Below are 12,810 nucleotides of genomic sequence, written 5' to 3'. Positions count from 1 at the left end.
CCCCTGCCGTCCGGGTGAGCGGGAACCCCCTGGCCAGGCCGGCCCGGCTCCTTGCCGCCGCCCTGGCGGCCGGCATCTTTCTGGGGGATTTTCTGCCCGGTCCGGCCCTGCCGGCATGGATCGCCGCGGGGGTCTGCCTGTTCCGGCTCGTCCGGGATGTCCTCCGCCGGTCTCCCGCCCTGTTTTCGCCCCTCATTCTCTTTTTTCTGCTGGGCTATCTCTCGATCCAACCCTGGTCCGCCCCCCGGTTCACGGCGGACCATCTCGTGCATTATGCGGAGCGGTATTATCCGCGCATTCACGGCCGGATCCTGACGCCGCCCGAAACCGATGAGCGCCGCGTCTCCTTTGTCATGGCCTCCGTCAGCCTGGGACCGGATGTCGGACCGGTCACGGGAAACCTTCGCGTCACTGCCGCCCGGGAGGGAATCCCGCCTCTCCGGCAGGGGGACGAGATCCGATTTTCAGGCCGGGTTCGACGGATCCGGAGCCTGAAAAACCCCGGCGGGTTCGATTATGCACGGTTCATGGCCTTCCGGGAAATTCACTGCACCGCCTACATCCGAAAGGGAAGCCTCAGGGTCCTGACCGGCAGCCTTCCGTCCGTTGACCGGGCGGCGGCATCCCGTCCGCCTGCGGGGCTTCGGGAGCGGATCCATGCACGGATCCGCCAAAGCCGGTCCGCCGACGCCGGCGCCGTCATGGCGGCCCTCCTGATCGGTGAAAAGGGGCAGATCGATCCGGACCTTCGCAACCGCTTCAACCGGGCGGGAATCGGTCATCTGCTGGCCATTTCAGGGCTCCATGTCGGTATCGTCACGGCCTTTGCCTATGCCGGGTTTCGATGGCTTCTGGCCTTTGTCCCGCCGCTGCTTTGGCGAGGATGGCTTCGCAAGGCCGCGGCCCTGGCCGCACTTTTTCCCGTCTTCGTCTACGCCCACCTGGCCCAATGGTCCCCCGCCACCCAGCGTGCGGTCTGCATGGCCGCGGCGGTCTGCCTCTCCCTCTGGTTCGGGCGGGAATCGGACGTCGGCAACGGCATCGCCCTGGCCGTACTCGTCATACTCGCCGCCTTTCCGCCGGCGCTTTTCGCCATCTCGTTTCAGCTCTCCTTCGCGGCGGTCATCGCCATTGTCGCGGGCATGTCCGCGTTCGCCCGCCGCCCCCCGGCCGATAGGGGACGGCTCAGATCCCTGGGGGAAAAAGCCGGGGGTCTCACGGCGGTCTCCCTCCTGGCGACTCTCGGCACCCTTCCCCTTTGCATGATCCATTTCAACCGGATCTCCTTCATCGGCATCATCGCCAATCTTTTCTTCATTCCCTGGGTGGGGGGCCTGGTGCTGCCCCTGGGCCTCCTGGCGGTGTTCGTTTTTCCGGTGGCGCCCGATCTCGCCGGGATCGGGTTCGACATGTGCGGCCGGCTTCTCGACCTGGCCCTGATGATGCTGCCCCTCTTTTCGGAGCTGCCCTTCGGCGCCTTTGTCACCATCGTGCCGACCGCTTTCGAGGTCGGACTATACTATGTCGTCGGCGGTCTCCTGCTGGCGGAAGTGTCGGCCAGACAGGGCGGGAAGACCGCAGGGCGGCGACGCCGGATGCGCTGGTTATGGGGGGCGGTTGCCGTTGCCGTCCTCGCGGACGGGCTCTACTGGACCCACGACCGCTTTTTCCGGGACGACCTTCGGGTCACCGTTATTGATGTGGGGCAGGGGAGCGCCGCCCTGGTGGAATTTCCCAGGGGATATCGCATGCTCATCGACGGCGGCGGCTACTACGACCCGCGCGTCTTCGACGTCGGGTCGCGGGTGGTGGCGCCCCTGCTTCGGCGCCGCCGGATCCTGACCCTGGACGCAGTGGTGTTGAGCCACCCGGACAGCGACCACCTCAATGGCCTGATCCCCATCGTCGAACAGTTTCGGGTGAAATCCCTCTGGACCACCGGCATGGAAGGTTACGCCGAGGCCGACAATGTCAGGGCGCTTATGGCGGCAGCCCGTCAAAAATGTGTTCCGACGCCTGCCTTCGAGAGCCTGGCGCGCAAAACCGACATCAACGGCGTCGCTCTCGAGATTTTTTATCCGCCCCACGATGTCGCAAGGACGGACCCGAGCCGCATGAGTCGCCGGGACTGGCGTCGGAAATCCAACAACCGGTCCATGGTGATCGGCATCCGCCTGGGCGACATCGGCATCCTTTTCCCCGGAGACATCGAGCGGCGGGCGGAGAAGGTTGTGACGGCGGCATGGGGGAGCCGGCTTCAACATCGGGTCCTGGTGGCGCCCCACCACGGGTCCCGGACCTCGAGCTCCCCGGATTTCCTGGCCTGGGTCCGGCCGCAATATGTCCTGATTTCCGCAGGCCGGGGCAACCGATTCGGGTGCCCCCACCCCGAGGTTCTGACCCGGTACCGCGACATGGGCGCCAGGATCCTGCGCACCGACACGGCGGGCGCCCTGACGCTTACGACCGACGGCCGCAGGCTTTTTGTGGGCCCCGCCGTTCCCTGACGATGCATTCGTGCCGACGCTGTTCCGGTGCTTGGATATGCGATCTGATTTTTTCCTGTATCTGCCGCCCATTCTCTGATATAAGGAGAGGCTCAGATCTATAAGTTTAATTATAAGCAATTAAGATTTCAAGGTTTGACGATCGCGTGCCGACCGGAAAGCGTCTGAAGGCGCATCAGCGCTCCGTTTCGCGTGGGGGCCCCCCATCGCCTCCAGTCCAACGCCTGGTTCGGGAAAATCCAAAAAACGATGTTCTGAAATCCCCCGGGGGGTATGCATGAGACTTCGCATCGAACATAAGATGATCCTCGGATATCTGCCGATCATCCTGCTCATTTTCGTCATCACGATTTTTTCCTATCGAAGCCTCGATGAATTGAATACCATCAACAGGAGCATCCTCAACGAGGATACGGTTCTCATACAGGCGGTCGAAAAAATGGGGGAAGCCGTCCTGGCCCAGGAATCCTACGGTCGCCGCTACCGGATTCTGGACAACCCGGAAATGCTCGATCTTTTTCGGCAGCGCGACCGGGAGTTCAACGAACTTGTCGACAAGGTGCGGGCGCTTCCCCACCAGGAAGAGATCAACATCGATAAGCTGTTGTCTTTACATCGCGATTTCAACGCGCTGTTTACGACATCCGACGATCTTGCCAATACGCCCGCCGGATTGGACGCGGGGGAATTCGACAAAGCGGTCAGCGATACATTTGACCGGATGACGGCGCTTCTCCAGTATATGCACCGGGTCGGCAAGCGGAGCCAATACCTGAAGATGGAGAAAGCCAACAGCATCGGCATCCGATCTTTTCGATTTACGGCGCTGCTGTCCACGTTGATGATCATTATCGGGTTGGCTTCGGTATCCGGTATTACCCGAAGCATATCCAGAGCCATTGCCGAGCTGAAGCGCGCCACCGAGATCATCTCCCAAGGCAATTATGATTGTCGTCTGCAGGTCAATACGAAGGATGAACTGGCGGATCTTGCCGCATCTTTGCGCGTGATGGCGTCACGCTTATCACTGCTCGAAAGAATATCCCTCGATTCAAGTCCGCTGACACGGATGCCCGGCGGACTGGCCATTGAAAACATCCTGGCCCAACGCCTTGAATCGAGTCATCATACGGCCTTCTGCATGCTGGATCTGGATAATTTCAAATCCTACAACGACCGATATGGTTATGCCAAGGGAAACGACGTCATACGGGCGACGGCCGAAATCATTAAATCCGCGGTCGCCGAGCAGGGATCAACGGACGACTTCGTCGGTCATATCGGCGGGGACGATTTTGCCGTCATTACCCATACGAATCGTTACGAGACGATCTGCAGAGCGATCATAAAGCGGTTCGATGAAACCATCGTCAATTTCTACAACGAATCCGATAGGGAACGCGGATGCATCGTCTCGAAAAACCGACAGGGCCGCCGGATGACGTTTCCCATAATGACCATTTCGATAGCGGTCGTAACGCATCATCAGGAACAGCGGATCACGCACATTGAAATCGGTGAGATCGCCTCGGAATTGAAAGCTTATGCCAAGTCGCTCCCAGGAAGTGTTTTTGTGACGGACCGAAGAGAAAAACATTCGGAGGACCGCGGCGCCGAGAATACGGCCCTCAAGGTGGTCAAGTAGGCTGAAGGCTGAAGGCTGAAGGCTGAAGACTGAAGACTGAAGGGAAGGGGGATTCCCCTTGGCGAATTCAGGCCCAACGCCCCGATACAACACCGTTGTCCGACCGTTTCACACCCTGTATCGAGAAAAGAGGAAGTAAATTCATGATCTGTTCCGGAAATTTTCGTGGACGCAATCTGTTTCGGCTGCTCGCATGCCTTTCCATGGCATTGATGACGACTGCATGCATGAAGACGTTCGTCTGTCGTTCAAGCTGTTTTGATGTCCAGGGAAAGGAAGACATCACCAAAGCGGTGGTGCGCCTCGAGAAGTCGATAGCCCATGACCCTCAAAATCCGAAGAATGCCGACGCCTACCGTCAGCTCGCCGTTCTCCATGCGCACTACAAAAATCCAGCCCCGAACTATCGCCGTTCCCTGATGATGTTTGAAAAATGTCTCACCCTCGATCCGGAGGCCTGGAATGATGCTGAAATGCTGTATCTGAAGGGCCTCGTGGCGGCTATGGATGACGCCGACAGGAATCGGATGCGCCTGGCCCACCAGGTGGAGCAGCTGACGCGGAACAACAACAGATTGAAAAAGGCGAATACGAAGATGGTTGCAGAAAACCAGGAATTACAGGAAGCCATGGAAAAACTGAAGCTGCTCGAACTCATGATGGAGGAAAAAAGACGCAGCCTGAAGTAGGCCGGGAAAAAGAGGCTGAAGGCTGAAGACTGAAGGCTGAAGGGGTGCCTTTGTGCCAGACGGAGCATTTATGCCCTTTCGGTCTTCAGCCTTCGCCTCCAATGGGGTTCCTCCGTGACGAACGGGGCATTTATACCCCTTCAGCCTTCAGTCTTCAGCCTATAGTCTTCTTTGCGCGAGAAAAATCGTGTGTCGTTCACCCGGGCCGGGGCGGCGTGTCAGAGCCATCGGATCTGGTCGATGCGGTATTGGATGTGAAGGGTGTTCCCGGGAAATATCGCTCCGGTGTCGTACCTGCCGGGTGTTATCCTCACCGTGAAGGGGAGATCCCCGACAAGAACGGTTGCGACCACCTCGCCTGTTTTTTTCTCCAGACTGAGTCGTGAAACAATGCCTGCAAGGGCGATGTCCGCATCCCCGGGGCCCGGGTCCGCTTCATCCAGCGGCATCGCTTCGATGACGGCCACGGCTTCGGGTGACGGCGGCTCGGGCACCGGCACCTGCCGGTCGTCCGGCAGGATTTTACCCCATTTGCCGCTCCCCAGCGATTGCCAGGGTCCGAAGAGGAGGGTCTCACGCCCCGAACCGGAAATTCTGCCTTTGAACAGGTGCACCATGTGGTCGCAGATCTCCAGGAGCCACTGCCAATCGTGACTGGCGGCGACGAGGGTGGTGCCCAGTTCCCGGCAGGCCTGAACCGACGCCTCCTTGATCCGCTGGGCGCTGGCGGAATCGACGCTGGCCGTGGGCTCATCCAGCAGAAGCACCTTGGGCCTGAGGGCCAGCCGTGCGGCCAGGGCCACCCGCTGCGTCTCGCCGCCGGAAAGGGCGTACCAGGGCCTTCGGACAAAGTCCTCCCCGCGGAGCCCCACGAGGGAAAGCGCCTCGTGGACCCGCTCGGCCAGGTTTTTGGCGTCACCCCGCAATCTGAGACCGTAGGCGACATTGTCGAATACGCTCCGCCGCATCAGAAACGGCTCCTGGGGGACAAGGGTAATCGAAAACCGGGCTTCAGGTGAAAAGGGTTCAACAACCCGACCGCAAAAACGGATCTCCCCCTCTGTCGGTTTTTGGATGAGTCCCAGAAGCTTCAGCAGGGTGCTTTTGCCGCTGCCGTTGGGACCGATGAGGCCGACCACGGCACCCGGCTGAATGGAGAGTTGCGGGATTTCCAGAACCGTCTTGCCGGCATATGCGTGTCGCAGGGCGGTGATGTCGAAGATGGGAGCTGCCAACGGTCAGGTCCTTCGGCGCAGAAAAGAGAGCGACACGTTAAAACCCAGGGCGATGGTCAGAAGCACCAGGCCGAGGGCCACGCCCATGCCGAACTGGCCTTTGTTGGTTTCGAGGGCGATGGCGGTGGTGATGGTGCGGGTATGCCACTTGATGTTGCCGCCGACCATCATCGAGATCCCCACCTCCGTCATCACCCGTCCATATGCCGCGATCATGGCGGCCAGGATGCCGTGCCGGGCCTCCCACAAGCTGCTGCAGAAGAGCTGACGTCGGTTGGCGCCCATGGACATGACGGCGATGCGAAGTTTCCGATCCATGCTTTCGACGGCTGTCGCGGTGAGACCGATGACGACGGGCAAGGCCAGGATGGTCTGACCCACGGCGATGCCCGGCAGGGTGAACAGGAGGGATAGATTCCCCATAGGGCCGCGATGGGTCAGGAAGGCATAGACGAGCAGGCCGATGAAGACCGTGGGAAGGGACATCAGGGTGTCGACGACGGTCCGGACGGACTTTTTCCACTGGAACTCGAAATAACCGAGACAGAAGCCGAGGGGCACGCCCACCCAGAGGCTGACCAGCATGGAATAGGTCGAGACCCTCACCGTGGCCCATATCGCGGAATAGGTTTCCGCGTTTCCGTTCAGGAGTAGACGGAACGCCTGAAAAAAGCCTTCTAATAGAAAATTCATGTGCAATTCGGAATTGAAAAAACCGCCCGGCTGCAGCGGGAAGCCCTGTCGGGAGATCCCGCCGTACATGCAGCCGCTGCGGTCATGGCATTTTGCCGAGAGCTTTCGCTACATTTCTGCATTCGGCGTAAACAGCGGCTTCCCCAGGAGTTTGAACTCCTTGATCAGGTGCTGGGCCGCCGGACCTGCGATCCAGTCGATAAATCGCTTGGCCGTGTCGTATTTGACCTGGGGACAGTGCTTTTTGTCGACGGCGATGACGCTGTACTGGTTCAGCAGCACGGCATCGCCCTCCACCAGAATCTTGAGGGGCGGATTCCCTTTCAGGGTGTCTTCGTATTTGATGTAGGTTCCCCGGTCCGTCATGGTATATCCCTTCTGCTCCGCGGCGATATTGATGGTGGAAAGCATCCCCTGGCCGGTCTGAACATACCATTTTTCTTTTTCCGGGACCTGCATTTCCGCGGCTTTCCACAGGGCCAGCTCCTTTTTGTGCGTTCCGGAATTGTCGCCCCGGCTGGCAAAGACGGCCTGCTTCGCCTGAATCCGGCCGAAAGCCTCCTTGATGGATTGGCCCTTTATCCCGGCCGGGTCTTCCGCCGGACCGATGACGACGAAATCGTTGTACATGATCTCTTTGCGATCGCTCCCGAATCCGTCGGCCACAAACTTTTTCTCGGCCGCAGGCGCATGGACGAGAAGGACGTCGACATCGCAGTTTTCTCCCAGTTTGAGGGCCTTGCCGGTGCCCGTGGCCGTCCACTTCAGTTCGATGCCGGTATCGGCCTTGAATTTCGGGGCGAGGTAGTCCAGCAGTCCCGTATTGTCGGTGCTGGTCGTGGTCGCCATCATTAAAAGGCTTTCTTCGGCCGAAGAAGGCGTTGACAGAAATGTAACGGCGAGTGCCAGACAAATCAAAACGATAAATGACTTCTTCATTATGGGTCCCTTTCATATATTGACGTGCCGATTGACGGTAATGCAAGACATCCGGTTTCCGTCCTGCCCGTATCTCTGTTTTCGCCGGGGTTCGATTCGGTCGCCGCATGCCCGGGTTTCCGACGACCCCCGGCGTCAATCCGCGTACCTTGGACCGCAGCTTGGATAGCGGCCTCTCATGAAACCGTTGCCGTTCAGGACGACGGCTGGTCGGGAAACCGAATCCTCCTGATCCGTGCATCTCTATAAAAGATGTCTGAAATTGTCAAGAGCTCAATAAAATCGGAATGTATGGATTTGAAACAACGATATGCAACTTAAATTAACGAAAAGAACTTTCGGCAGTTGTAGTGGGAGAGACCGAAGACCGAAGACCGAAGACTGAAGACTGAAGACTGAAGGCTGAAGGCTGAAGGGGTGCCCTTGTGGCGAACGGAGAGTTTATGCCCCTTCGGTCTTCAGCCTTCAGCCTCCAATAGGGTGCTCCTGTGACGAACGGCGCATGTATACCCCTTCAGTCTTCAGTCTTCAGCCTTTTCCATCACGCAAAGGCACCTTGATTTTTTCGATGTTTTCTGGTCTCATGAAACATTGAGAAAAGATTTGACCTGATGCATATACCGGGAGGGTGTCAATGATGAAGGTGGTGCTGACCAATGACGACGGCATCGACGCGCCGGGCCTTGCCGCCCTGGTGGCGATCATTTCGGAAATCGCCGTGCCCGTCGTGGTGGCCCCCCGGATCGAGCAGTCCGGGGCGGCCCACCGGGTGACGGCCCGATCGCCGATACCGTTTCGGCAGACGGGCGAGAATCGGTACTGGGTGGATGCCTCGCCGGCGGACTGCGCCCGGGTGGCCTTGAAGCACCTGGTCCCCGATGCCGGTTGGCTGATCTCCGGGATCAACGCCGGCGCCAATCTGGGTTCGGACGTCTACAACTCCGGAACCGTGGCCGCGGCCCGGGAGGCCGCCATCCTGGGGTGCCGCTCCATCGCCGTGTCCCAGTACATCGCCAAGGGCCATGCAGTGGATTGGACCGTTACCGCCGCCCATGCGGCGCCCATCCTTCGCATGTTGATATCGGGCCGCCTCGAGGCCGGAACCTTCTGGAACGTCAATCTCCCCCATCCGCTCCCCCGGGACCCTGTGGTGCCCTACCGGTTCTGCGACCTCGATACCCATCCCCACGCCTACACCTATCGCGTGGAAGCGGGGCAACTGATCTACCAGGGGACGATCCACGAGCGGCCGCGTGCTCCGGGACGGGACGTGGCCGTCTGCTTCGACGACGGCGCGGCAGCCGTCACCCGCATCCCCATCGGCACCTGCGCCCTGAACGAGCGTTCCTCGAAAGACTGAAGACTGAAGACTGAAGGCTGAAGGCGTATGTCTGGAATCACATAACCACATAAAACCATAAAACCATAAAACTTTAACACCCTCCTGAATAATGTGGGTTCACGTTCAGTAGCCGCGGTCGGGATCGACGACGTATTTGAGGGGGCGGCCCGCCTTGAAGCGGCGGTAGTTCTCCAGGAAGATGCCGACGATCTCCTCGGCGAAGCTGACGGCGGCCTGATGAGGGGTGATGAAGACCTCCGGCAGGGTCCACAGGGGGCTATCCGCCGGAAGCGGCTCCGTTTCGAAGACGTCCAGCACGGCGCCGCCGATCCGACCCTCCCGCACGGCCCGGACAAGGGCCTTCTCCGACACTACGGGGCCGCGGCCGACGTTGATGAGCAGGGCCGTGGGCTTCATGGCCGCAAAGGCGGCTTCATCGAACAGTCCATGGGTGGCGGGGGTGAGGGGGAGGGTGACGACCACCACGTCGGCGCCCGCGAGAAAGGCGTGGAATTCGTCCGGGTGAAAGAGGCGGTCCGCCTCGGGACAGGCTGCCGGCCGCAGCCGATACCCCCAGACCGTCATCCCGAAATGGCGGGCCGTTTTCGCCAGGTGACGGCCGATGTCCCCCATACCGCAGATGCCCATCCGTCTGCCGGCCAGGCGCTGGTAGGGTATCCTTTGCCATACCTGCCGGACCTGGTTTTCCCGGGCCTTGAAAAGGCCCCGCGCCAGGGACAGAACATAGCCGAAGACATACTCGCTCATGGCGGGGCCGAAAACGCCCTCGACCCGGGTCAGAGCGATCCGTTTCGAGGGGAGGGGGAGCAGGGCGTCCACGCCGGCGAAGGTGGATTGGAACCATCGAAGCGCGGGGGCCTCTGTCAGAAGTCCCGCCGCCAGGTCGGGGTCGCCCAGGACGATGGTCGCCCGGCGGACCGCCTCCCGGGCCGCCTCCGGGCGTTGAAAAACGTACCGTTCCATGGTTTCCGGACATTTGGACGCCAACAACCGGTCATACCGGGCTGCGCTTCGGGACAGGATGAGAAGGGTGTCGGAAGAGATTGTCATCTTCTGCCTTTCATTGGGGTCAGTCCGAGAGGAGGACCACCGAATGACTGTTGAACACCACCCAGACTGCGTCTCCTTTCGCCAGGGCCAGACGCCGGGCGCTTTCGGTGGTCACGACGGCGCAGACCGCGGTGCCGTCGGAGATCCGGACGATGCATTCCGTGTTGATTTCACCGGTCGTGATCCGCTCCACGCGCCCCTCGATCCGGTTGTCGGCGCTCCATCCCCGGGGGTCGTCCCCCTGATGGAGCATCACCCAGGGGGCCTTGATTTCGGCCGTGATGAGCCGTCCCGGCCCCAGCTCCAGCCGCTTCAGGCTGTCGTTGGTGATCACCGTGGTGATGCGGTGCCCCCCCAGGGTCAAGATCTCGACGCGAGACTGGATATCGCCCTGTTGAATCATCTGAATCTTGCCGAAAAAGGCGTTCCGGGCGCTGGTGCTGCGGGCGGATTCCTTTTCCATGAAGTGCCGGGTCGCCTGTTGGATCTCCGCTTCGGAAAAGGCGACGTAGGCGCTTGTCAGATTGGGCGTGCTATGACCCAGAAGCCGCTGAACCACCGGAAGCGGCATATGGTTCTGCATCCATTCCACCGCCCGGGACTTGCGGAGAATCTCGGGCGCCCCCAGCTGCTTGGGGATCCCGCAGGCTTCGGCGCGCTCATAGAATTTGCGCCGGACAAAGCCGGGGTCCACGTCGAGCAGTTGTCGCGGCCCGTCTTCGGCGGCGGATTCGGCGATGAGCCCCCGGATCTCCGCAAGGAGGGTTTCGGAGAGCTGCACCTGCCGCGGCGGGCGGCCCAGGCGCACGAATCGGTCTTCAAAATCGATGTCCCGGGTGGGATCGAGGCCCAGCACCTCGCTCAGTTTTCCCCCGGAGTATCGGATGATCAGAAAGATGAGAAAGATGCGGCGGCGGGACCGGTGCACGTCGCGGCGTGGTGTCGCCGTGATCCACTTGCGAAAGGACTGCTCCAATGCATCGAGCTGGATCGAGTCGAGGGTTTTGTCCGGGTCCGGCATGGGGCGTATGCCACGGGCGGGGCCTTCTTCCGGCGGGGAACCCGGCCCGGTCGCCTCGGATGCTTTCGGTTTCATGCCTTTCCGTGTTTTCATACGCCCTCGATGATGCACCCTGTAATGAATCCTGTGGGTGTGGGTCGGGCCGGCCGAAGCCGGTGCATTTCGCCCATGAATAGAATAGCCTTGACAAATTTTCAAGGGGCCGGTATGACTATCACGATAAATAATATAATCGTGTTGATTTGTCAATAAAGCCGTCAACAACCCGACGGGCGATGCCGTCGCCCGTCCAAAACGATTTCGGAGAGCGTCATGAACATGCATCAACCGATCCTGGAAGAATCCGGCGCCGACAGCGCAACCGGGCGGCGGGCATACCGCTTCAACCGGATGGAGCTGGCGGGCTCCCTGGGGGATCTGGGCACCATCCTGCCCCTGGCCGTCGGCATGATCCTGATCAACGGCCTCAGTCCGCTGGGCCTCTTTCTGGGGGTGGGGCTCTATTATGTCTTTGCCGGCCTATACTTCAGGGTCACCAGCCCGGTGGAGCCCATGAAGGTGATCGGCGCATATGCCGTGGCCACCGGCATCACCGCGGGCCAGATCCAGGCGTCCAGTCTCTGGATATTCCTGTTCCTGCTGGTCATCGGCGCGACCGGCATCATCACCCTGATCGGCCGATACATCCCCAGGCCCGTGATCCGGGGGGTGCAGCTCTCCACCGGCGTTCTCCTGGTGACCCAGGGCGTCAGGCTGATCCTGGGAACGTCGGGCTTCCAGGCATTGCGGCAGGCGGCGGAGCCGTATCTTGCCGTCCAGGCCCTGGGGCCGATCCCCCTGGGATGGGTGGTGGGGGGGATTCTGGGGGTTCTCACCCTCATCCTCCTGGACAACAGGCGCCTGCCCGCGGCCATCGTCGTGGTGGGGGCGGGCATTCTGACCGGCCTCTTCCTGGGGACGGGGGAGGGGCTCGGTGGGATGCGGTTCGGGATTTACCTGCCCGATCTCCTGCCCTACGGCATGCCCTCCTCGGGCGATTTCACCTTCGCCCTTCTCGTGCTGGTGCTGCCGCAGATTCCCATGACCCTCGGGAACGCCGTCATGGCCAACGCCGATCTCTCCCACCAGTATTTCCCCCGGGAGGGCCGCCGGGTCACCTACAAGGCGCTCTGCATCAGCATGGCCCTGGCCAACCTGATGAGCTTTTTTCTGGGGGGCATGCCCATGTGCCACGGCGCCGGCGGCCTCGCCTCCCGATATCGCTTCGGCGCCCGCACCGGCGGGTCCAACCTCATCATCGGCGCGGTCTTCATCGCCCTGGCGCTTTTTCTGGGGGAACATCTCATGGGCGTCATCCATCTGCTGCCCATGTCGGCCCTGGGGGTGCTCCTGATCTTTGCCGGCGCCCAGCTGGGCCTCACGCTCCTGGACATGAAAACCCGAAAGGAGATGTTCGTGCCGCTCCTGGTGGTGGGCATCACCCTGGCCGCCAACCTGGCGGTGGGATTCCTGGTGGGCATCGCCGTTGCCTATGCGCTTAAATCCGAAAGGCTGAATGTTTAGGCTGATCGTTTAGGCCGAAGGCTGAAGACTGAAGGCTGAAAGGATGCATCTGTGACGTAGGGAACGTTTAGGTTCTTTCAGTCTTCACTCGACTGTCGACTTTCA

10 protein-coding genes are annotated in these 12,810 nt (G+C 60.7%); 5 read left to right on the top strand and 5 right to left on the bottom strand.

Annotated features, from left to right (window positions below; all coding sequences use genetic code 11):
- Positions 1–14: 14 nt before the first annotated feature.
- The 3 genes from dmul_RS17000 (at position 15) to dmul_RS16990 (ending at position 4,841) form a co-directional block, all read left to right on the top strand.
- Positions 15–2,507 (top strand): DNA internalization-related competence protein ComEC/Rec2, encoded by a 2,493-nt coding sequence (locus dmul_RS17000; RefSeq protein ID WP_020875313.1) that lies wholly within the window; start codon positions 15–17, stop codon positions 2,505–2,507.
- Positions 2,508–2,784: 277 nt separating this feature from the next.
- Positions 2,785–4,152 carry a diguanylate cyclase domain-containing protein gene (locus dmul_RS16995; protein ID WP_020875312.1) on the top strand — a complete coding sequence of 456 codons (1,368 nt, stop codon included), beginning with the start codon at positions 2,785–2,787 and terminating at the stop codon, positions 4,150–4,152.
- A gap of 143 nt (positions 4,153–4,295) precedes the next feature.
- Positions 4,296–4,841, top strand: a complete 546-nt coding sequence (locus dmul_RS16990) for a hypothetical protein (protein ID WP_020875311.1) — start codon at positions 4,296–4,298, stop codon at positions 4,839–4,841.
- Between the two features lie 218 nt (positions 4,842–5,059).
- Here the strand turns inward: dmul_RS16990 and dmul_RS16985 are convergent, their stop codons facing one another.
- The 3 genes from dmul_RS16985 to dmul_RS16975 all read right to left on the bottom strand — a co-directional run bounded on the left by dmul_RS16985 (position 5,060) and on the right by dmul_RS16975 (position 7,708).
- Positions 5,060–6,076 (bottom strand): energy-coupling factor ABC transporter ATP-binding protein, encoded by a 1,017-nt coding sequence (locus dmul_RS16985; RefSeq protein WP_020875310.1) that lies wholly within the window; start codon positions 6,074–6,076, stop codon positions 5,060–5,062.
- Positions 6,077–6,079: 3 nt separating this feature from the next.
- Entirely contained in the window at positions 6,080–6,769 is a 690-nt protein-coding gene (locus dmul_RS16980) for an ABC transporter permease (RefSeq protein ID WP_040414058.1), read from the bottom strand.
- Between the two features lie 108 nt (positions 6,770–6,877).
- Entirely contained in the window at positions 6,878–7,708 is an 831-nt protein-coding gene (locus tag dmul_RS16975) for an ABC transporter substrate-binding protein (RefSeq protein WP_020875308.1), read from the bottom strand.
- 634 nt (positions 7,709–8,342) lie between these two features.
- Here dmul_RS16975 and surE point away from each other — a divergent pair.
- Positions 8,343–9,068: a 5'/3'-nucleotidase SurE gene (surE, locus tag dmul_RS16970; protein WP_020875307.1), complete on the top strand. Its 726-nt coding sequence runs from the start codon at positions 8,343–8,345 to the stop codon at positions 9,066–9,068.
- Positions 9,069–9,173: 105 nt separating this feature from the next.
- On the opposite strand, the gene dmul_RS16965 is transcribed toward surE, so the two are convergent.
- Complete coding sequence (locus tag dmul_RS16965; protein ID WP_020875306.1) at positions 9,174–10,121, bottom strand: D-2-hydroxyacid dehydrogenase; 948 nt, start codon at positions 10,119–10,121, stop codon at positions 9,174–9,176.
- Between the two features lie 19 nt (positions 10,122–10,140).
- Positions 10,141–11,217 carry a TOBE domain-containing protein gene (locus tag dmul_RS16960; RefSeq protein WP_040414053.1) on the bottom strand — a complete coding sequence of 359 codons (1,077 nt, stop codon included), beginning with the start codon at positions 11,215–11,217 and terminating at the stop codon, positions 10,141–10,143.
- Between the two features lie 237 nt (positions 11,218–11,454).
- Here dmul_RS16960 and dmul_RS16955 point away from each other — a divergent pair, with 237 nt between their 5' ends.
- A complete protein-coding gene (locus dmul_RS16955) occupies positions 11,455–12,705 on the top strand; it encodes a putative sulfate/molybdate transporter (protein ID WP_020875304.1) in 1,251 nt (416 codons plus the stop codon).
- The last annotated feature ends 105 nt before the right edge of the window (positions 12,706–12,810 follow it).

The sequence above is a fragment of the Desulfococcus multivorans genome, from assembly GCF_001854245.1.
GTDB classification, from domain to species: Bacteria; Desulfobacterota; Desulfobacteria; order Desulfobacterales; family Desulfococcaceae; genus Desulfococcus; species Desulfococcus multivorans.
Note: the sequence above shows the minus strand (reverse complement) of the source record. Positions and strands in the feature narration are given on the sequence as shown.

Coding starts and splice junctions, on each gene's coding strand:
- dmul_RS16960 (WP_040414053.1), bottom strand. CDS start 11,217: ATGAAACCGAAAGCATCCGAGGCGACCGGGCCGGGTTCCCCGCCGGAA.
- dmul_RS16975 (WP_020875308.1), bottom strand. CDS start 7,708: ATGAAGAAGTCATTTATCGTTTTGATTTGTCTGGCACTCGCCGTTACA.
- dmul_RS16965 (WP_020875306.1), bottom strand. CDS start 10,121: ATGACAATCTCTTCCGACACCCTTCTCATCCTGTCCCGAAGCGCAGCC.
- surE (WP_020875307.1), top strand. CDS start 8,343: ATGATGAAGGTGGTGCTGACCAATGACGACGGCATCGACGCGCCGGGC.
- dmul_RS16980 (WP_040414058.1), bottom strand. CDS start 6,769: ATGAATTTTCTATTAGAAGGCTTTTTTCAGGCGTTCCGTCTACTCCTG.
- dmul_RS16955 (WP_020875304.1), top strand. CDS start 11,455: ATGAACATGCATCAACCGATCCTGGAAGAATCCGGCGCCGACAGCGCA.
- dmul_RS16990 (WP_020875311.1), top strand. CDS start 4,296: ATGATCTGTTCCGGAAATTTTCGTGGACGCAATCTGTTTCGGCTGCTC.
- dmul_RS16995 (WP_020875312.1), top strand. CDS start 2,785: ATGAGACTTCGCATCGAACATAAGATGATCCTCGGATATCTGCCGATC.